The sequence below is a fragment of the Bradyrhizobium sp. BR2003 genome (assembly GCF_009720285.1).
GTDB lineage: Bacteria > Pseudomonadota > Alphaproteobacteria > Rhizobiales > Xanthobacteraceae > Bradyrhizobium > Bradyrhizobium elkanii.
The window spans coordinates 97,921-117,513 of record NZ_SMYJ01000017.1 but is presented as its reverse complement, the minus strand read 5'-3'; the positions used below and the strand labels follow the sequence as shown (position 1 = coordinate 117,513).

Here is a 19,593-nt window from a genome sequence, read left to right as displayed (position 1 = left end):
GATGCCACCTGAAGAATCTGACAGGCGATCACGGGATCATTTTCTGATCTCAAGACCTCCCCTAACTCGAGGAGGTCGGCATGCATGCCATTGCACTTCAAACGTCCCAATTTGGTTGTCATCTGGATTTCCTAGCTTCGATGTATCGCCTCCGCCGTCGTGTCTTCAGGGATCGGCTCGACTGGAGCGTGTCGGTCTCGGGTGACCTGGAGATCGATATTTATGATGCTCTCAGCCCGACATATCTGCTCGCCGTGTCAGACGAGAGGGAAGTACTGGGCTGCGTCAGGCTCTTGCCAACCGTCGGCCCAACGATGCTTGCTGAGACGTTCGCCGGTCTGCTCGGCAACCGCGCTGCGCCGAGGGACGAGCGCATCCTCGAAAGTTCGCGATTTTGCGTGGACACCGAGCGCACCGTCGAACTTGGTCGAAAGGGGTTCAATCGGGCAACCTTGGTCCTGTTTGCCGCGATGCTCGAGGCGATCCGGGCCAGGGGAGCGCGGTCCATCGTGACCGTCACCGATGCGCGAATGGAGCGCATTCTAAGGCGTGCCGGTTGGCCCTTGGAGCGTTTATGCGAGCCACAGCCGCTTGGACAGACCATGGCGCTGGCGGGATTTCTTCACGATTCGGATCAGGCGCTTGAGGCCATGTATCGTCAAGCCGAGGTCGATGGGCCGGTTCTGGTCGCAATGGACTTGGAGCGCAGGGCCGCCTGAGGTCTCCGGGCCTCGCCGGGAAGTCTCGTATCATGCTCGCCGATCCGCGCCATAGCTGCGTCATTCTCTTGAACTTGTCGCGAAAGAGCGGGGTGGGCGTTTCGGCGCCTGTCCTCCGCGACGGTAGGAATGTGGCTCTGCTGGCGGCCTGTCAGGAGGTGTTTGGGATCCCCCTGATTGCTGTTGGTGAGTACGATCGAAGTGCTCTTTCGGATCGGATTTCGGCCTGCATCGAGCATTTGGATACCGATGCCTTGTCCTTGTGGCAGCATCCGCGCATCGCGGCACGGCTTGCAACATCGGACCCTGGTGTCATCTTCCTCGGCGGCGCGTTCCTGGAGGAAGAGGTGCTGATCGCGGCATTGGAGGGAGCGAGGCACGGCTACGACATCCGCCTACTCGCGGATCTTTCGGTCGGACGGTACGAAGCCGATCGTGCTCTTGTGCTCACTCGTCTCGGCCATTACGGCATCCTCGCGACCACGATCCGGCAGACCCTGTTCGAATGGGCTGTGTCCCTGGGTGACCAAGCCAAAAGCGAGCGCGTCCAAGATCTGCTTTCGTAACAGGGCGCAGCCCGCAAGCGTCTCGCTTGCGGGCCCGGCTCTCGTGAAACGAACCCGCTTCGCGGTCTCGCCCTCCGGCTTCGATCCCTGGCGCACACACCGTGCTCTTATCGACTCTGGCGCCGGCGGGCCCATGGCCAACAATCAGACACGACCGATACACCAACGGGTCGACCGAGTCGCAGGAGGTCGCAGGAGCCGGCACTTGATGGAGCCGGCCGCAAGCGGCCGGCGCATGTTGATTGCCCCCGGAAGGCGGCGTGGGCGGCGCTGGCGCATAGCCCCGAACCGGCAGTCCGCAACCGCACTCTCCTCAGATCTCTCAACGACGATTGTTTTCGTGGCGCGGTCCTCCGCTTGCGCTCCGGCCGTACCGGTGCGGCCCGCCTCTATGTTCGGGGCTTTCCGGTCGGTCTTCGCCGCCCACCCCGCCTTTCGGGGGCAGGGGGCGGAAGAAGAGCGAGCGGCCTACGAGGAAATCACGGCCCACATCATCGCCGACCTTGAGGCCGGCATTTTCCCATGGGCCCGGCCTTGGGGGACGGGCGGCGGCAGTCAGTTTGCATTGCCGAGGAACGCGGCGACGGGGAAGGCCTATTCGGGGATCAACGTTCTGATCCTGTGGGAGCGGCTGTTCGAAAGAGGCTTCATTTCCCAGCGGTGGCTCACCTTCCGGCAGGCCTCCAGCCTCGGCGGCACGGTGCGCAAGGGCGAACCTGGCGCCACCGTCTGTTACGCCGACCGCTTTGTTCCGAAGCGTGAGCGGGCGTGCGCAAGGGGCGCCGGTCAGGATGAGCCGGTGAGAGAAGAGGCGTCCGTCCCGTTTCTGCGCCGCTATACGGTGTTCAACGTCGGCCAATGCGACGGCCTGCCGGAGCATGGCCATGGCGCGCACGCGCCATTGCCGGAACGCGAGATCGTGCCCGAAGCCGAGGCACTAGCCCGCGCAACGCTCGCCGATATCCGCCACGGCGGAGTCGAGGCCTATTACGAGTGCGAGCGGGACTACATCCAATTGCCGCCGCAGGCGGCATTCTTCGACCCGATCAACTACTACCGCACCCTGTTTCACGAACTGGGGCACTGGACTGGCGATCGCAGCCGGTTGAAGCGCGATCAGACCGGCGGCTTCGGGTCGAAGCCCTATGCCAGGGAGGAACTGGTCGCCGAGATGACGGCGGCCTTTGTCTGCGCGACGCTTTCGATCTGCCCCACCGTTCGACACGCCGACTACATCGGCAACTGGATCGACGTCCTGCGCGGCGACAACCGTGCAATCTTCCACGCGGCAAGCAAGGCATCCAAGGCCGCAGACCTGCTGCTGGCCTTTCGCGCTCGGTCTGTCGCCGGCGCCGGTTGCGACCTCGCCGACGAGCAGGAGGCATGATGCTTCCGTTCCTGGCTTTATGATGCGCCAGGGCGCTGCAGGTTGCGGAGAATGGTTGGCTGCGGAGGCAGCAGCCGTAGCCATGGCCGGGAGCGCCCGAGTCGTGAATCAAACCTTAATACCCTCGGAAATAAGCCTGTGCCGCCAGTCCTGCGACTCAGACTATGAGTCCGGCTCGATCGCGAGAATCCGACGGAGCCGGACCATGCAGAATGCATTCAGCGTCTTTGTTGATGGCCGTGCCATGCTGAAGCGTTGCATCGCGCAGGTGGTGGTCGGCGGGGCAACACTGACCGGGACCGTCTTGGTGCTGGCGCGCCTGGTTTCCTCGCTGACCGTTGGTGCGCCCTGAGGTCCGGCGGGAACCGCATGCCTATGCGTCCACCACTGCCGCCAGACAGGATACCGCCCGAACCGGTCCTGATCCGGCCAGGCCGGACACGTCGGTGCCAGACCTGGTTGCGCCGGATGCGGCCGGAGCGGGACAGCCGGAGCCGGACTTGCCGGCGGTTGCCGTTTGCCGATATCGCTGTCGCGATGCTGCTTATCGCGACGGCACCGGTCAGCCAGGCACGCGCCGCCGACATATCCGGGCAGGCGAGCGTGATCGATGGCGACACCATCGACATCCATGGCGCGCGCGTGCGGCTCTACGGCATCGATGCGCCCGAGCATGATCAGCTATCGGCACGGCGGCGGCTATCGCTGTGGCCAGGTCGCTGCCAATGCGCTGTCTGGATTGATCGGCAGACAGGCAGTGGCTTGCGTGGAGGTCGACCGCGACCGGTACGGCCGATTGGTGGCGGTCTGCAGCGTCGGCAAGGTTGACCTTGCAGACTGGCTGGTGCGGAGCGGGCTTGCGGTCGACTGGCCGCGCTACAGCAAAGGCGACTACGCCGCCGCCGAGGCCGAGGCGCGCGGCAAGCAGAGCGGCATATGGGGCGGACGTTTCGTTAAGCCCTGGCACTACCGGCAATGTCTCAGCGCGGGCGGCCGCCCGGGCGGCTGCTCCGGCGAAGGAAGCGGTGCGGGGCGATAGCGACCGACGCGCCGGGGCGGATCGAGCGAATCTGAGCTGTCCAATGCGGTAAGAACGTTGGTCAAGAAGAGTGCGTTCAAAGTGGGACCGTGAAAACCAGCCCCATGTACATCAATCGAATCGAAGGCTGTTTGAGCCGTGTGCACATGGGGCCGGTCTGATTGTCGCCGCGGTTCGGCGGCGCATCTTTCGATGCGTCCGGCGCCGCCATCCGATGATGGTCGGAGTGATCGCCATGCCGCGGCGGCTGGGCGCGGAAAAGCCGCGCGCCTACTTCTTCATCTTCTTGGTCTTCTTGGCGACCTTCTTGGTCGCCTTCGCCGTCTTCTTCGCCTTCTTCGCTTTCTTGGCCATGTCGTCCTCGTGGTTTGGTTGGCTTGACGAATATGCGAACGCCGTGAATCTGCGCGCGCACCATCAGGCTAGTCTCAATCTAGCAAAATTGATACCAAGTTGGCTTAACACGTTGCCTCGAGCGTCGCGGACTGATCAGCGAAGTGGCGCATGCTGCGCATGCAGGGCATCCATCGTCGGCGATAGCGCTTGCCTATTGATCGACGGCACACCGGCCCTTCGCGCGTGACTTGCGCTCGGCAACCAAGGCGAAGGCGGCCGCGCTCTTGCGCCAACCGGCCGGAACGATCATAAGCGCAGTCGCAAGGCGTGGTGGGCCCTCGTGAACATGTCGCATCACAGGCAAGCTCGGCGCGATGGCGGCGAACGGATTTCCGGTCAGGCCGGCTTCGACGCCGCTGACTGGGCATGGGAGTTCCTCCGGCGCAACGCCGACTACGCCGCAGACTGGCGGAGCTCGGTTCCGCGTCATCTTCCGTGTCTCACGCTGACCGACGGCACACGGTTGCTGCGCCTGCCGCGCCGGTTCCCGCTTGCCGAAAAATGGGGTCTGCTGGCGTTCTCAGACCCCACGCTCGCCGCGCGCGATGCGCTGGTGTTCTGGCATGCGCGCGCATTGAAACGCGTGGTGCGGCTGAGGGCGTTGCCGGCGCGCCAGGACGACGAGGAGGCAGCGCAGCTGCTCGCCGACTTCAAGGTGGAGCGCCATGCGGTGATCGACGCCGTCGGCCGGCCGCTTGTGCTGATGAAGGGCAGGGGCATGCATGTCGCAGTCGAGCTCCGTGATCTCCCGGTCCTGACCGGACGGTTCCGCCCGGTGTTCGAGCTCGAGAGGCTGTCCGAACTTGCGGCCCAGACGGAGCTCCTGAAGCGACTGCAGCGCTTCATGGCGAGCGAGGCTCCGGCGCCCGAAACCCCATTCTTCGGCGCCGACGAGCGGCTTCGCCAGGCGCTGCTTGCGCTCGACGAAAGCCTGAATGGCAAGACTTACCGGCAGATTGCGACCACGATCTTCGGCGCGAAGATGGTCGCCGACGAGTGGCAGGGAGCGAGCCAGTTTCTCAAGGACCGGACGCGGCGGCTGGTCGCCAAGGGCACCGAGCTGATGAAGGGTGGATACCGCGATCTGCTCGGCTGAACGGGCGGCCTGCCTCTCGCTGTACGAGACCTGCCCGCGCGGGGTGGCAAACCGCGGCAGCTGATCTTCGCCACTCGGATTCCAGCGCGATCTGACGACGCTTCTCCTCGCATCCCGCGCCTTGCGCGGGCTCTCGCGAGAAGGAGTGCCGGACAACATGACGAAAATGGAAGACAAGCAGCCTGACAAGCCGTTCCTCAATACGGCGGAGGCTGCCGCCTGGCTCAGGCTTACCAAGAACACGCTGGAGAAAATGCGCGTGCAAGGGCGCGGACCTGCCTACCGCAAGCACGGCCGCTATGTTCGCTATCACATCGAGGACCTTGTCGAATTCTCGCAGGCCAGCAAGCGGAGGTCGACCTCAGATGCGGATTGATCCACGCCGTTGCTTTGGCAAGAGCGCAATTATTACGACCATGTGCTGTGGCATCGTCGCGCTGTGCATGGCCTTCGCTGATCGCGCGCCGCTCGTGATCTACAATGCCTCGGGCAGCGCGCCGCTCGGCTTCTATATTGTCGAGCAGCGCTTGCCGGTGCGGGGGGAGCTTGCGGTGCTGAGGCCGCCGCCTTCGATCGAGCTGTTGATCGTGGCGCACCAAATCGCGCCGCCATCCGTGCCGCTGCTCAAGCAGGTTGTGGCAGTTCGAGGCGACGAGGTCTGCCGCACAAAGGACCCGACGGATGCGATTACGATGGGTGGCAACGTCATTGCCGAAGTGCAGGAGAAGGACCACGCAGGCCGGCCCTTGCCGTCCTGGGAGGGCTGCATGCGGCTCGTCGATGGTGAGTATTTTCTGCTGCAGCCGCATCCGCTGTCGTTCGATTCGAGATATTTCGGGCCGGTCTTGCGGTGCGACATCGTCGGCGTCGCGCGTCCGCTCTGGACGTGGAAGCCGGATGTTTGAGTGGCGGGTCGCGGTGCGCGTTCCAACGGAGCGCGTGCCCTTCCTCCATTCCTTGGCCTGGCAGGATCGGCGGGGCCTTCAGCCAAGCTCTTCCAATGAGATCCGATGCCGATCGCAGCGTTGACGGCTTCGCCATCCTGGACCCGAGGGATGGCAAAATGCGGTTCTCCAACCTCTGATCGCTTGTCGAAATCAAAGCTATCGAGCTCGCGCGCGAGGCTTGATATCGAGTGGCGAGGTTGAATCCGGATCCTCGCTACTCGAATTGGCTGACCCGGTTCAGGTCAAGCTTGGGCAGTCGTCGACGCCCGCCCGTTGTGCCCGATCCATTATGCCCTTAGCCATTTGGTAATTAGTCTTTGGTCGGACGTTAACCTCTCTGGTCGAGACTTCTCAATCAGCCTGACCGGAGACGTGGAAGTTGTCCTTCCAGCTGACCGTCCTGAAAGTGCTGGCCGGCCAGCCCGCCGGACGGGCCTCCGTTGCCGAAGTTCGGGACGCGGTCGAAATACTGATGAACAGCGGCAAGGACTGGACCGATCGCATGAAGCGATTGGCCGAGCATGCGCCTGACCTGAATATCTTCTCGGCCAGATTTGTGGTTCGCGATGCGGACGGTTGGGAGATCACGGAAGAGGGACGGCAATTCCTCGGCGCGCTTCAAACGGCGGTGGCTGTTCGAAGGTCGCCACTTCGCCCAGTCGACGACCCGCCGGCAAGCGGGCCCACCGCAGGGAAAGCGACGAAATTGTCTGATCCTCCGCGGGGGCACCGTCGTAACGGCCCACGGCGCCGTCGCGGGAAAGGTCGCTCCAATCGGCGCACCGCGTGAAGCGGGCAGCCAGCTCGGTTGTTAGTAGAAATGCAACGTTTCTCACACAGCATCGATCTTATTTGCATTAGTTATTGATGGATACGGACATGATTGTTCTTCCGGACAGGCGAAAGTCTGCGCGCAATCCATCGCTGGACAATGCGTTGATCCGGTTTGGTGACCTGTCATTGTGCTGCGTTGTGCGCGATATCACGGAGAGTGGCGCAGCGCTCAAGGCGGACGACCCGCTATCCACTCTTCCCGACCAATTCACGCTCATCGTTCCGCCCAGCAAGACTTACTCGTGCAACGTCGTTTGGCGTGAAGGCGATTGGGTTGGCGTCACATTCGTTGTGTAACGACCACTTGCCAAAGGCACGCGAATTGCGTGGAAAAGCCATGGCAATATGATCTACGTCACACGTGGCCGCCCAACAGGCACTATCCTGCTGTGATCTCAGCGGGACACTATGGACAACGAATTTTGCAAAGAGAGAGCGCGAACGGTGCGGGCGCTCGCCGAACAGGCGGATCCCTTCATCAAGAAGCGTCTATTGCAGCTAGCCGATCATTACGAACGGCGCGTTACGATTCAGCCAGATGGTGCCGATAGCGATCCGAAGCGAGGCACGGGGCAGCAAACTGCATTTGCGGGCTGCGCAGAAAAGCCAGCGCAGGGGCCGCGTGAGCAACTCGGTAGGCTCTCCTAGAACCGGCCGCGCGCCTTTTGGAGCGCGCGATCTAGCGGATGTTCCCAGCGGTACCGTCGGTTCAGGCCCGCGAAAATGAGGCTGGGTTCCATTGCGTTGGTTCGGCTGCGTCGCCGCCGTGATTGACATGCGGACATCGGCTTATCATGCGCCAATCCAGCCGTCTTCTGGCGCTGCCCAGCGGGCGGTGCCCGGGTCATCTCCGTCAGTTCGGTGGTGGGCTCGCGTCCAACGCAGTCACGATTGGGCTGATCAAGCCCCGGGGGACGGCAAGCGCCTCGATCGCCTTCCCGCAACGGCTCACGCCTGCTTTTTTCCCCTGCCGCGAAGTGGCGGCATTCCTCGCGAAGGACAAAAAAGCAGGCTTGTCGCCGTCCTCCGCTGGCGCTGCGGGCCATGCGGCTGCGGGCCGATCGCTTCCCGGGCAAGGGATCGCCATCGAGGCTGCGATGGACGCGGCCCGAGCAAAACAGACGGAGATCATCATGGCGACCATCGGTACGTTCACCGCTTCCGACAACGGCTACACCGGCTCGATCAAGACGTTGACGCTCAACATCAAGGCCAAGCTTGTCGCATCCGAGAAGGACAACGACAAGGCTCCCGACTACCGCATCTTTGCAGGATCCACCGAGTTCGGCGCCGCCTGGAAGAAGACCGCCCGCGACAGCGAGCGCGAATATCTCTCGGTCAAGCTCGACGATCCGAGCTTCCCGGCCCCGATCTACGCCTCGTTGGTCAAGGTCGAAGGCGAGGAGGGTTTCAGCCTGATCTGGTCGCGCCGCACCGGCGATTGATCGGCCGGAACCAGCGGCCCCGCCTCTTCGGAGGCGGGGCTTTTTTTGCGTTTCTTGCGCCGCGCTCGCGAAGCAGTGGACCGGCAATCTGCACACGGAAGACGCGCTTCGCCGCCGGCCGAGCCGTGATCGGCCGGCTGGATTTTTGGACAGCATTCTGCGCCGATCTCTTGGAATGTTGCGTCGCGTTGAACTCCATTTCTCGATTTCGGCGGCGCTGTGTCGCCACGTCCATCGGCCGGCCGCGCCCTTCGCGTGGCTACACTCGGAGCCTGAATTGCCGCTCGTGCGACGAATGAAATTCAGCTGGCCGTTTCACTTGCACATTCGACCCGCGGCAATTTGAGCAAAACGAGGGTCGCCAGGGCAGAGCACTGTGTGGGGGAGGGCCTAGGGCAAGATTAAAGCATTGGCGCTCGACGAGCTCCAAGTCGCTGTCTGCACATCCAGGAGTTGGCGATACGGCGCAACGCGATGTCGCCACTGGGGCATCAAGGTGATGCCAGCGCTCATCGTTCGCGTCTGCGACTTGGCGAGGGCTCATTGGCGTCCCATATCCGCGGTCTTCTCAAGGGAAAGCCCGCGTCATGCATGGTGTCGACGACGACGAACTCGAACCGAAGCTCGGCCGGATCGGCGACCGCAAGGCCAGAAAGCCGGCTGGATATCTCCGGCGCGTTCGGCAGGCCGCCGAACGCGCCGGTCATGCGGCTCATCGCACGTCGAGTTTCTCGGGCGGCCGGATCGGCTGCGGATATGCGCACGGCGTGGTGCTCGCCGGGCGGGGCGGGAGCAAGGGGCAGCGCCGCGTCGTGGTCAAGGCGCGGATCGTGCGCATCAAGGCCGGCGACACGGGCGCCGTCCGCGCGCATCTGCGCTATGTGCAACGCGACGGCGTGACGCGAACAGGCGAACCGGGCGAACTCTATGATGCGGGGAACGACCGCGCCGACGCCAGGGCGTTCACTGAACGCAGTGCCGGAGATCGCCACCAGTTTCGCTTCATCGTCGCGCCAGAGGACAGCGCCGAACTCTCCGACCTGAAGCCCTTCATCCGTGACCTGATGCGCCAAATGGAGCGCGACCTCGGCACCCGGCTCGACTGGGTCGCGGCGGATCATTTCAACACGGGGCATCCGCACAGCCATGTCGCGCTTCGTGGCAAGGATGATGCCGGGCATGACCTCGTGATCGCGCGGGACTATATCGCCCACGGCCTGCGGGCGCGAGCCTCCGACCTCGTCACCCGCGAGCTGGGTCCTGAAACCGAGATCGACGCCGCGCGCAAGCTTCAGCAGGAGGTTTCGGCCGAGCGGTTCACGCGGCTCGACCGGGCCATCCTGCGTGACGCTCCGGATGGTTTCCTTGAGTCTGCACAGGGTGCGCTGGATCCGGTCCGGCACACGCTGAGGATGGGCCGGCTGCGGACGCTTGAGCGGATGGGATTGGCGGAAGAAGGTGATTCCGGCCGTTGGCGGCTCGATACCGAGCTCGAACCGAAGCTCAGGCGGATGGGCGAGCGCGGCGACATCATCAAGACGATGCATCGCGAGCTGAAAGCGGCTGGAATTTCCAGGGCGCCAGCAAGCTTTGCGATCATCGATCCGCGTAGCGACGGCGAGCGCCTGATCGGGCGCGTCGTTGGCGAAGGGTTTGCGGATGAGCTGACGGAACGCCGCTATCTGGTGATCGACGGGATCGACGGGCGGGCGCATTACGCCGAGGTCGGTCCCCTCGGCGCCAGCAACGAGCTGCCCGCGCGGAACACGATTCTGGAGCTCAGGCCGCGTTCCGCGGAGCTGCGCCAGCTGGATCGGACGATCGCTGCGGTGGCCGCGAGCAATGGTGGGCTGTACAGCGAGCGCCTGCACCGGGAATTGGATCCGCAGGCATCGGCCGACTATATCGGAGCGCATGTCCGGCGACTGGAGGCGATGCGCCGGCAGGGGACGGTAAGCCGCCTCGCCGATGGCGGCTGGAAAGTCGGCGAGGACTATCTCGATCGGGCGCTGCGGTATGAAGAGCTCCAGCGCGCGCGCAATCCGTTCCGTATCACGGTGCTGTCCTGGCAAGGGCTCGACGAGCTGCCGCAGGCGGTCGGGGCAACCTGGCTCGATCGAAAGCTGCTTGCAAAGGAATCGGATCGGCTCGCGTCAACCGGCTTCGGCGCGGAGGTCGAGACGGCATTGCGGACGAGGCGGCAATGGCTGATCGAACAGGGGCTCGCGCGAGAAGACGGAGGGCGGATGCGGTACGCCCGCGACATGCTGCATACCCTTGAGGCGCGTGAGCTGGCGAAAACGGCGGCGGACATCTCCGCTCGCACCGGGCTTGAATTTCGCAAGGTCGGGGCCGGCGATAGTCTCAGCGGCGTCTACAAGCGGATGCTGACCCTCAATAGCGGCCGGTATGCCCTGATCGAGCAGTCGCGCGAGTTCACGCTGGTGCCCTGGCGGCCGGTCCTGGAACGCGCGCGGGGGCAAGTCGTCAGCGGCAGCGTCGGCGGGGAGGGGATTTCCTGGTCGATCGGAATGAAGCGCGGCATCGGACGCTAGTCGAGGCTGTTGGTTTCGAAGAGGCTAGCCGGGTGCAAGGCCGACCCTGTATCGCTGTGCAAGGCGCCAGAACCAGTCCTGATCGAGATTGGTCTGTCGATCGATTTCTCTGACTGAGCTGCAAGCGCGATCGAACAGCGCATAGCAAAGCGCCTCGTCGTCGTGGCGGGCGTAATAGGCGATGCCGTCGGGATTGAGCGGGTGGCTGAAAAGCGCCTTCGACCAGGCCTGCGGCACGTCGTAAGGCAGTCCGCCATGCACCACCTCGGCGGTTGCGCCAACAATGGCCAGCGAGGGGCCGGCGAGTCTGATCAAGGAAAGATCTGCAGTGATCTCGAGGCGAGCATAGGCCTTGCGGCTGAGCAGACCGGTATCGAGCAGCGTCCGGCCAGGCACGCGAAGGAACGTCTCCGCGAAGGCGCCAAACGGCTCCCGCGCTGCATAGAGAATGCCATAGCTCGCGTCAGGAGCGTTCAGCCGGCCGAGACGCGAGGTGTCGAAGTAGATCGGATCGTACGCGGCGGCGTAGAACCGGTGAACGAGCGTCCCCGCCCGCAGCCGGACCTGACGGGGACGGCGGCGATCGAGATCGTCCGGCGGCAGCGGAGCGGTCACGCGCCTTGCTGAGCCATGCGCCGGGCGGCCTCGACCACAAGTTCAACCTTGCCTTCCCTCAGCAGGTCGATCGGCTTGCAGCTGCCCAGCCGGTCGTCAGGCTGGGCCAGAAAATTCAGGACCATCCAGGGATTGTTGGTTGGCAGTGCCTCCTGGACAGACTTGAGACCTTCGACGACGGTGCCATCGACGTTGAACTGAAGCGTCGGAAAGCTCCGGTGATTGCTAGGACCGGGAACGGCAAGGAGGCTGCCTTCTTGCACGCGCTTGTCGACCGCCTGCCGCGAGATGCCCCGCAGGAGCGTTCTGACCTGGTCCAGATCATAGGCGCCGCCGGAACGCCGAAGATCCTCCTGCGCAATGCGGACACCCTCGAGAACCGCGAGCGCGCGGGCATCGGGCGCGAATGCGTCCCTGTTGACGACCGCGGCCTTCTTCGCTGTCTCGGAGAAGAAACGGAACGCTTGCCCCGTCAATTGCTTGTTCCGTTCGCGCACCTTCTGTAGCGCTGTCGCGCTTTTTGAAACGATGGCGACCTGCGCGTCAGCGGGCAGCGCCAAGCTCTTCAAAGCGGCGGGCCTCTGCTTAAGTACCATCATCACGCCGTCCTTGTGGACGGACGGATCCTCGGTACCCGAGGGCTTTTGTGCCTTGGACATGAGCCGAACTCCGCCTTGAATATCGGGACTATGCGCAACTTTGTCAACTTTGACAAAGTCCGATAGTGGTATTATAGTAGTAAACGCGCGGGCTCGATTGCGGATTTCTGGCGGCATTCTCCGCAAATCATGCGGAAAATGGAGCCGTCAATCTCCGCACGGGATCGTGGCGCGAGGTCGGATAGCGACTTGGGCAGTCCGTCGCGCAGCGATACTGGTTTCGTCGAAGCCCTTTTTCAGGCCACAGTCGATGCGACCGTCGACGTTGAAGCACAACCAGCTCTGGTTCGATTCGTCCACTCGCTGCGGCATGCACATGTGATCGCCGATCCGGAGGGCGAAGCCGAAACAGTGATCCAGTTTGATCATGCTGTTCACCTTCTATTGAAGGGCTTCCTCACCCACGCCGAGATTGCCGCAGCAGCGATCTTGTTTCGATGGGTTTGATCGAGCCGGCTCTCGTTGCCGGCGACGATTTTTATTCAGGTTGAATGCGAGGCGCCATCCCGCTTTTCATCTCGCCGCGCTCGTTGCGAGCGGAGCGGGGCTGAAAAATGTTTCCGGCGAAAATCTACGTCGGCCAGATCGCGGTCGTGTTCGGCATCGTCATCGCGTCGACATGGGGAGCGACGCAATGGACGGCGGCGGCGCTCGGATTTCAGGCGCGGCTTGGCGCACCGTGGTTCGCCGTGAGCGGTTATCCGGTCTATCTGCCCTGGCGGTTGTTCGAATGGTGGCTCGCCTATGAGGCCTACGCACCCGAGATATTTGAGGAGGGCGGGGCCATCGCTGCGGCCGGCGGCATTGCGGGCGCGCTGTTTGCAATCGTCAATTCGGTGTGGCGGGCGCGGCAAAACCAACTCGTCACGACCTACGGCTCGGCGCGCTGGGCCAATGTGAAGGAGATCCGCGCGGCCGGCCTGTTCGCGGGCAGAGGCGTGTTCCTCGGACGATTTGAAGACCACTATCTACGTCATGACGGGCCCGAGCACGTCATGTGCTTCGCACCGACGCGGTCAGGCAAGGGTGTGGGGCTGGTGCTTCCGACGCTACTGTCCTGGACTTCGTCAGCGGTGGTGCATGACATCAAGGGTGAAAACTGGCAACTGACGTCCGGCTGGCGCTCGACCTTCTCGCATTGCTTGCTGTTCAATCCGACCGATCCGGCAAGCGCGCGCTACAATCCGCTGCTCGAGGTCCGCAAGGGGGCGGCCGAAGTCCGCGATGTCCAGAACATCGCCGATATCCTCGTGGACCCGGAAGGTGCGCTGGAGCGCCGAAGCCACTGGGAAAAGACCAGCCACTCGCTGCTCGTCGGCGTCATCCTCCACGTCCTCTATGCAGAGCAACAGAAGACGCTGACACGCGTCACCGAGATCCTGGCTGACCCGGCGCAGTCCTTTGAAAAGACGCTGCGGGTCATGCTCGCCACCAACCACCTCGGAACAGAGGCCGAGCCGAGGGTCCACCCTGTCGTCGCCGCGACCGCGCGGGAGTTGCTCAACAAATCGGAGAACGAGCGTTCCGGCGTGCTCTCCACAGCCGTGAGCTTCCTTGGCCTCTATCGTGATCCGGTTGTGAGCCGCAATACCGAGAGCTGCGATTGGCGCATCGCGGACCTCGTCGGTGCTGATAAGCCGGTCACGCTTTACCTGGTCGTGCCACCGTCAGACATCAGCCGTACCAAGCCGTTGATCCGGCTGATCCTCAACCAGATCGGCCGCCGGTTGACCGAGTCCTTGAACGTCAAGGCGGGTACGGCGAACCATCGCCAGCTGCTCCTGATGCTGGATGAGTTTCCAGCGCTCGGCCGGCTTGATTTCTTTGAGAGCGCGCTCGCCTTCATGGCCGGCTATGGGATCCGGGCCTATCTCATCGCGCAGTCGCTCAATCAAATCGCCAAGGCCTATGGCGAGAACAATGCGATCCTGGACAATTGCCACGTCCGCATCGCCTTTGCGGCCAATGACGAGCGAACCGCGAAACGCATTTCTGATGCACTCGGCACTGCGACCGAATTGCGGGCACAGCGCAACTACGCCGGTCATCGGCTCGCTCCCTGGCTCGGCCATGTCATGGTGAGCCGCCAGGAAACTGCTCGTCCGCTGCTCACACCGGGTGAGGTGATGCAGCTGCCACAAGATCAGGCCATCGTGCTTGTCTCGGGGCTGGCGCCCGTACGGGCTCGCAAGCTCAGGCACTATGACGACGCAAATTTCGTGACGCGCCTGCGTCCGTCGCCTCACCTTGCCGCTGGCCAATATCGCGATCGGCCGGCAGCACGTCCCGGGGATTGGGGGCGCCAAGTCCGGACCGTCGATCTCCGGTTGGCGACGCTTCCATACCGCGACCTCATGCAGGCGGGTGCGGAGGAGGGCGGTCTCACACAGGAATTGCCGCTGTTTGAGGAAACCGCTCCTCAAGCCGATGCGACGCGCTTTGCCGAGGTGCGGCTGCTCGACGACGACGCGGATGCCGTGGCGGATCGTAGTCAGATGCAGCGCGCGGCGAACGCCTCCAGCGCCATCCGCAGCGCGCACGCCGTCACGCGCGACGACGACGATCTCCTTCCTGCATTTTGAGAGGCACTGCCAATGAAGCCAAAACTATCCGCCTATGTCTCCGACAGCGTGGCACAACGGCTCGAACTCGCAGCCAGGCGGCCGGGCACCAACAAGTCGGCGATCGTCGATGCCGCGCTCGATCGCTTTCTCAATCCAGAGCGGGATGCGAGCGGAGACGCAGCCCTTATCCGAAGGCTCGACCGGATGAGCCGGCAGCTCGATCGTGCAGATCGCGATCTCGCGATCATGGCGGAAACCATCGCACTGTTCGTCCGCTACTACCTGACCATCACGCCGCCGCTGCCGACCGGAGACCAGGATGCCGCGCGCGCCTTGGGGCGCGAGCGGTTCGAGATGTTCGTCGCGCAGGTTGGCAAGCGCGTCGCCTCGGGCGTCCGGCTGGTCGCCGACGTCATGGAACAGGTTTCGACGTCGAATCCGGACCTCTTCATGCGACATCTTGAGGAGGGCGCGCCGCTCGGCGCCAATAAGGGACAGACTACGACAGAATCCCGCTCGCACGATGCGGCGGGCCAGCAGCCGGAGCCGTCTCCAGCTGGGCGAGAGGAGGTTGGCAATGTCTGACCTTCTCTCGCCCGAAACCCGCGAGCGCCGTCGCAGCATGTTGCGCACCGCGATGGGGCCGGCGATCGCGCTGGCCCTGGAAGAAGCCGAGGTCGTCGAGGTGATCGTCAATCCCGACGGCAGGCTTTGGCTCGAGCGGCACCGGTCGGGACGCGCTGATACCGGCGTCATTCTGACACCGCAGGAATCGGAGCGAATAATCCGCCTGGTCGCAAGCCATGTCCGGGCCGAGGCCAGTGCATCCGCCCCGATCATCTCGGCCGAGCTTCCCGAGACCGGCGAGAGATTCGAAGGCGTGCTGCCGCCGGTTTCGCTTGCGCCGTGCTTTGCCATCCGCAAGCCCGCAACGACGACGTTCCTTCTCTCCGATTACGTCAGAGCGCAGATTGCCTCGCCCCTGATCGCCAAGGTGCTGGCGGCAGCCGTTGTCGAAGGCCGCAGCATTCTGGTTGCGGGCGGCACCGGATCGGGCAAGACGACGCTCGCCAATGCGCTGCTGGCCGAGATCGCGCGCCTCGAAGAGCGCATCGTGATCATCGAAGACACCCGCGAGCTGCGCTGCGAGGCAAGGGACGTCGTCACGCTCCGTACCAAGCCGGGCGTCGCGAGCCTTGCCGATCTCGTGCGCTCAACGCTGCGTCTTCGTCCTGACCGCATCATTGTCGGTGAGGTGAGGGGCGCCGAGGCCCTAGACATGCTCAAGGCCTGGAACACGGGCCATCCCGGCGGGATCGCGACGGTGCATGCCAACTCGGCGCGCGCCGCGCTCTACCGGATCGAGCAGTTGATCCAGGAGGCGGTCGCCACCGTGCCGCGCCGGCTCATCGCCGAGGCGATCGACCTTGTCGTCTTCATCAGGGGACGTGGCCCCGCGCGCCGGATCGAGGCGGTCGCCGAACTCAAGGGCCTCGATCCTTCCGGCGACTACCTTCTGGAGACGCCGCCTGGCCTTCCAACTACATCGCATCGTCCCTGACACGCACGGAGAGCAACACATGCCTGGTTTGCCGCGCTTAACGGCGTACTTCCACTTTCGCCGAGTTCAGAGGCGTTTCCTCGACTTCGGAGCCGGCGTCGCGTGCGTGCTGCTTACTACCCCGGTTGCCCACGCCGCCGGCTCAGGCATGCCGTGGGAGGCGCCGCTCGAACGCATCCTGGAGTCGGTGCAGGGCCCGGTCGCCAAGATCGTCGCCGTCATCATCATCACGGTGACCGGCATTTCGCTCGCCTTCGGCGACACCTCGGGCGGCTTCCGCAAGATGGTCCAGGTCGTCTTCGGCCTCTCGATCGCGTTCGCGGCGAGCTCGTTCTTCCTTTCGTTCTTCTCGTTCGGCGGCGGAGCGCTGATCTGATGCGTCCCGACGGCTTTGAACTCGTGCTCCATCGCTCATTGACCGAGCCCATTCTGCTCGGCGGTGCGCCGCGCTCCGCGGCGATCCTGATCGGCACCCTGTCCGCCGTGCTGGCGCTCGGGCTGCGGCTCTGGCTTGCAGGCGTCGTGCTCTGGATCGTCGGGCACGCCATCGCGGTGTGGCTTGCCAGGCGCGATCCCGCCTTTGTCGAGGTCGCAATCCGTCACACCAAGCACAAGGGGTGGCTCGCATGCTGAATTTGAGAGAATTCCGTCCTCATGCCTATCGCCTGGCCGACTGGTTACCCTGGGCGTGCCTTGTCGCGCCTGGCGTGATCCTGAACAAGGACGGCAGCTTTCAGCGCACCATCCGCTACCGAGGCCCGGATCTCGACAGCGCGACAGAGGCCGAGCTCATGAGCGTGGTCTCGCGGGTGAACAACGTCTTAAAGCGCTTTGGCTCGGGCTGGGCGCTGTTCTTTGATGCAACGCGGGTTCCTGCGTCGGAGTATCCGCGCTCACGGTTTCCCGACGCTGTGTCTTGGCTTGTCGACGAGGAGCGGCGTGCCGCCTTCGAAAGCCAATCCGAGGCCTCCTGGGACGATCGATCACGTCCGCGCGGACAGCATTTTGAGAGCGTGCTGCATCTCACCCTGATGTATCTGCCGCCGGCCGAGCGCGTATCGCGGCTGGAGGGGCTATTTCTGGAGCGTTCGCGAGACGCGCGGAGCGCCCGACGACTTCGCCGTCGGCCGCATGCGCAGCAAGCTTCCGAGGCTGATCCAGTCGCCACGACCGGTCGTTTAGCAGGTAATCCTGTGCCGTCGCGGCAGCACAGCTACCGTGATCATCTCGAGCGCTTTGTCCAGGAAACGGACCGGGCGATCGACCTCCTGTCTTCGGTCCTGCCAGAGATCTGGCCGCTCGATGACGCGGAGACGCTGACCTACCTGCATAGTTGCGTCTCGACCAAGCGGCATCCGGTCGCCGTGCCCGAGATTCCAGCCTATCTGGATTGCTTCCTGAGCGATGAACCGTTGACCGGTGGATTGTCGCCGGCGATCGGCCGAAGCCATCTTCGTGCGCTGACCGTGCTGGGCTTCCCGCACGTGACGTTTCCCGGATTGCTGGATGAGCTGAACCGGCTCGGCGTCGCCTACCGCTGGGCCACGCGATTTTTGCCGCTCGACCGGACACAGGCGCATTCCTCGCTATCGCGGTACCGCCGCCAGTGGTTTGCCAAGCGCAAATCGCTGGGAGCAATCGTGAAGGAGGTCATGTTCAATGAACAGGCCGCACTTGTAGACACAGATGCCAGCAACAAGGCCGCCGACGCGGACGTTGCGCTGACCGAGCTCGGCGACGATCTCGTGGCGTTCGGCTACATCACGACGACCGTCACTGTCAGCGACGAGGACGCGCGCGCCGTCGACGACAAGATCCGGCTCGTCGAACGGGTGATCAACAGTCGAGGTTTCACCACAATCCGCGAGAGCGTCAATGCGGTTGAGGCGTGGCTCGGCGGTCTACCGGGACAGGCCTATGCGAATATCCGCCAGCCCATCGTACACACGCTCAATCTGGCTCACATGTGCCCGTTGTCGGCGGTGTGGGCGGGCCCGGCGCGATGCGAGCATCTCGATGGGCCGCCGCTTCTGATCGCCAAGACCAAGGGTGCGACCCCGTTCCGGCTTTCGCTTCACACCGGCGACGTCGGGCACTCGATCGTCGTTGGTCCGACCGGCGCCGGCAAATCTGTGCTGCTCTCGATGCTGGCCCTGCAGTTCCGGCGCTACCCGAACGCCCAGCTGATCACGTTCGACAAGGGCCGCTCCGCACGCGCCACCACGCTTGCGCTGTCCGGTGCGTGGTACGAACTCGGCGCCAAGGGCGGTATCGCGTTTCAGCCCTTGAAGGATGTTGCGGAGGAGGGAGCGCGACTCTGGGCGCTCGACTGGCTTTGCGGCGTGCTCGCCCACGAGCGCGTGACCGTGACGCCCGAGGTCAAGGAGACCCTTTGGTCGGCACTCAAGAGCCTGGGTACGGCGCCGGTTTCCCAGCGCACCATGACCGGTCTCGTGGCCTTGCTTGCGCGGGATGCCCTGCGTCAGGCGCTCCAGCCTTACACCCTGGAGGGACCTTACGGCCGTTTCCTCGATGCCGACGCCGACCGGCTTTCGAGCGCCGATGTTCTGACCTTCGAGATGGAAGAGTTGATGGCGCTGCCGGGGCTGGTCGCGCCCGTGCTGACCTATCTTTTCCATACCCTGGAGGCGCGTTTCGATGGGCGCCCGACCTTGCTGGTGCTCGATGAGGCCTGGGTCTTCCTTGATGACCCGCTGTTCTCAAGCCAGATCCGTGAATGGCTGAAGACGCTGCGCAAGAAAAATGTGGCGGTGGTCTTTGCCACTCAGTCGCTTGCCGACATCGGGGACAGCGAAATCGCGCCTGCGATCATCGAGTCCTGTCCGAGTCGCATATTCCTGCCCAATCCTCGTGCCCTCGAACCGACCCAGACCGAGACCTATCGGCGCTTCGGCCTCAACGACACGCAGGTGCGGCTGATTGCCGAAGCCTTTCCCAAGCGCGACTACTATCTGCAGTCTCGCGCCGGCAACCGGCTGTTCGAGCTTGGCCTTGGACCGGTGGCGCTCGCACTCGTCGGGGCGTCCTCCCCGGAAGATCAGCGCGCCATCGACGCGGTTCTGGCCCGTTCGGGACCCTACCATTTCGCCGAGCGCTATTTCGCTGAACGCGATCTGCACTGGGCCGCCAATCTGATCAGCACCTTCGAACAGGCTCACAAGGCCTGACCCAACCACAATCCCTGGAGTC

At 63.8% G+C, this 19,593-nt stretch carries 22 protein-coding genes; 19 read left to right on the top strand and 3 right to left on the bottom strand.

Annotation, left to right across the window (positions count from 1 at the left end; translation table 11 throughout):
- Window positions 1-80: 80 nt before the first annotated feature.
- From E2I15_RS12145 to E2I15_RS12125, 5 genes are all read left to right on the top strand, one after another.
- Window positions 81-719 carry an acyl-homoserine-lactone synthase gene (locus E2I15_RS12145; protein ID WP_246668083.1) on the top strand — a complete coding sequence of 213 codons (639 nt, stop codon included), beginning with the start codon at window positions 81-83 and terminating at the stop codon, window positions 717-719.
- 32 nt (window positions 720-751) lie between these two features.
- On the top strand, window positions 752-1,285 hold the full coding sequence (locus E2I15_RS12140; protein ID WP_137479123.1) for a cysteine hydrolase family protein: 534 nt from the start codon (window positions 752-754) through the stop codon (window positions 1,283-1,285).
- Window positions 1,286-1,676: 391 nt separating this feature from the next.
- Window positions 1,677-2,672, top strand: a complete 996-nt coding sequence (locus E2I15_RS12135) for an ArdC family protein (RefSeq protein WP_137479322.1) — start codon at window positions 1,677-1,679, stop codon at window positions 2,670-2,672.
- A gap of 205 nt (window positions 2,673-2,877) precedes the next feature.
- Complete coding sequence (locus E2I15_RS12130; protein ID WP_155262338.1) at window positions 2,878-3,024, top strand: hypothetical protein; 147 nt, start codon at window positions 2,878-2,880, stop codon at window positions 3,022-3,024.
- A 258-nt stretch (window positions 3,025-3,282) separates the two neighbouring features.
- Complete coding sequence (locus tag E2I15_RS12125; protein WP_349629375.1) at window positions 3,283-3,711, top strand: thermonuclease family protein; 429 nt, start codon at window positions 3,283-3,285, stop codon at window positions 3,709-3,711.
- Between the two features lie 76 nt (window positions 3,712-3,787).
- Here E2I15_RS12125 and E2I15_RS38715 read toward each other — a convergent pair whose 3' ends face one another.
- Window positions 3,788-4,129: a hypothetical protein gene (locus E2I15_RS38715; protein WP_170991534.1), complete on the bottom strand. Its 342-nt coding sequence runs from the start codon at window positions 4,127-4,129 to the stop codon at window positions 3,788-3,790.
- 264 nt (window positions 4,130-4,393) lie between these two features.
- Here E2I15_RS38715 and E2I15_RS12115 point away from each other — a divergent pair, with 264 nt between their 5' ends.
- From E2I15_RS12115 to rlxS, 7 genes are all read left to right on the top strand, one after another.
- Window positions 4,394-5,203 carry a DUF2285 domain-containing protein gene (locus E2I15_RS12115; RefSeq protein ID WP_246668114.1) on the top strand — a complete coding sequence of 270 codons (810 nt, stop codon included), beginning with the start codon at window positions 4,394-4,396 and terminating at the stop codon, window positions 5,201-5,203.
- A 157-nt stretch (window positions 5,204-5,360) separates the two neighbouring features.
- On the top strand, window positions 5,361-5,579 hold the full coding sequence (locus tag E2I15_RS12110) for a helix-turn-helix domain-containing protein (RefSeq protein WP_035633119.1): 219 nt from the start codon (window positions 5,361-5,363) through the stop codon (window positions 5,577-5,579).
- Window positions 5,569-6,108 carry a S26 family signal peptidase gene (locus E2I15_RS12105; protein WP_196238901.1) on the top strand — a complete coding sequence of 180 codons (540 nt, stop codon included), beginning with the start codon at window positions 5,569-5,571 and terminating at the stop codon, window positions 6,106-6,108. Before E2I15_RS12110 ends, E2I15_RS12105 begins: the two co-directional genes overlap by 11 nt.
- Before the next feature lie 421 nt (window positions 6,109-6,529).
- Window positions 6,530-6,940 (top strand): hypothetical protein, encoded by a 411-nt coding sequence (locus E2I15_RS12100; protein WP_137479120.1) that lies wholly within the window; start codon window positions 6,530-6,532, stop codon window positions 6,938-6,940.
- An 89-nt stretch (window positions 6,941-7,029) separates the two neighbouring features.
- Window positions 7,030-7,281 carry a PilZ domain-containing protein gene (locus tag E2I15_RS12095; RefSeq protein WP_170991532.1) on the top strand — a complete coding sequence of 84 codons (252 nt, stop codon included), beginning with the start codon at window positions 7,030-7,032 and terminating at the stop codon, window positions 7,279-7,281.
- Window positions 7,282-8,117: 836 nt separating this feature from the next.
- Complete coding sequence (locus tag E2I15_RS12090) at window positions 8,118-8,429, top strand: DUF736 domain-containing protein (RefSeq protein ID WP_137479117.1); 312 nt, start codon at window positions 8,118-8,120, stop codon at window positions 8,427-8,429.
- Window positions 8,430-9,016: 587 nt separating this feature from the next.
- Complete coding sequence (gene rlxS, locus E2I15_RS12085; RefSeq protein ID WP_137479116.1) at window positions 9,017-10,984, top strand: relaxase/mobilization nuclease RlxS; 1,968 nt, start codon at window positions 9,017-9,019, stop codon at window positions 10,982-10,984.
- 24 nt (window positions 10,985-11,008) lie between these two features.
- Here the strand turns inward: rlxS and E2I15_RS12080 are convergent, their stop codons facing one another.
- Together E2I15_RS12080 and E2I15_RS12075 are read right to left on the bottom strand one after the other, a co-directional pair.
- A complete protein-coding gene (locus tag E2I15_RS12080; RefSeq protein ID WP_137479115.1) occupies window positions 11,009-11,599 on the bottom strand; it encodes an RES family NAD+ phosphorylase in 591 nt (196 codons plus the stop codon).
- The gene (locus tag E2I15_RS12075) at window positions 11,596-12,258 is read right to left on the bottom strand and encodes a hypothetical protein (RefSeq protein WP_137479114.1); all 663 of its coding nucleotides are present in this window, start codon (window positions 12,256-12,258) and stop codon (window positions 11,596-11,598) included. Before E2I15_RS12075 ends, E2I15_RS12080 begins: the two co-directional genes overlap by 4 nt.
- A gap of 189 nt (window positions 12,259-12,447) precedes the next feature.
- On the opposite strand from E2I15_RS12075, the gene E2I15_RS12070 reads away from it, so the two are divergent.
- The 7 genes from E2I15_RS12070 (at window position 12,448) to trbE (ending at window position 19,571) form a co-directional block, all read left to right on the top strand.
- Entirely contained in the window at window positions 12,448-12,705 is a 258-nt protein-coding gene (locus tag E2I15_RS12070; RefSeq protein WP_137479113.1) for a hypothetical protein, read from the top strand.
- A 107-nt stretch (window positions 12,706-12,812) separates the two neighbouring features.
- The gene (locus E2I15_RS12065) at window positions 12,813-14,840 is read left to right on the top strand and encodes a conjugal transfer protein TraG (RefSeq protein ID WP_137479112.1); all 2,028 of its coding nucleotides are present in this window, start codon (window positions 12,813-12,815) and stop codon (window positions 14,838-14,840) included.
- A gap of 12 nt (window positions 14,841-14,852) precedes the next feature.
- A complete protein-coding gene (locus E2I15_RS12060; protein ID WP_137479111.1) occupies window positions 14,853-15,407 on the top strand; it encodes a CopG family transcriptional regulator in 555 nt (184 codons plus the stop codon).
- Window positions 15,400-16,383 carry a P-type conjugative transfer ATPase TrbB gene (gene trbB, locus E2I15_RS12055; protein WP_170991531.1) on the top strand — a complete coding sequence of 328 codons (984 nt, stop codon included), beginning with the start codon at window positions 15,400-15,402 and terminating at the stop codon, window positions 16,381-16,383. The genes E2I15_RS12060 and trbB overlap by 8 nt, the downstream gene beginning before the upstream one ends.
- Window positions 16,384-16,402: 19 nt before the next feature.
- Window positions 16,403-16,759: a TrbC/VirB2 family type IV secretion system protein gene (locus tag E2I15_RS12050; protein ID WP_137479110.1), complete on the top strand. Its 357-nt coding sequence runs from the start codon at window positions 16,403-16,405 to the stop codon at window positions 16,757-16,759.
- Entirely contained in the window at window positions 16,759-17,016 is a 258-nt protein-coding gene (locus E2I15_RS12045; protein ID WP_028343946.1) for a VirB3 family type IV secretion system protein, read from the top strand. Before E2I15_RS12050 ends, E2I15_RS12045 begins: the two co-directional genes overlap by 1 nt.
- Window positions 17,010-19,571: a conjugal transfer protein TrbE gene (gene trbE, locus E2I15_RS12040; protein ID WP_137479109.1), complete on the top strand. Its 2,562-nt coding sequence runs from the start codon at window positions 17,010-17,012 to the stop codon at window positions 19,569-19,571. Before E2I15_RS12045 ends, trbE begins: the two co-directional genes overlap by 7 nt.
- Window positions 19,572-19,593 lie beyond the last annotated feature (22 nt).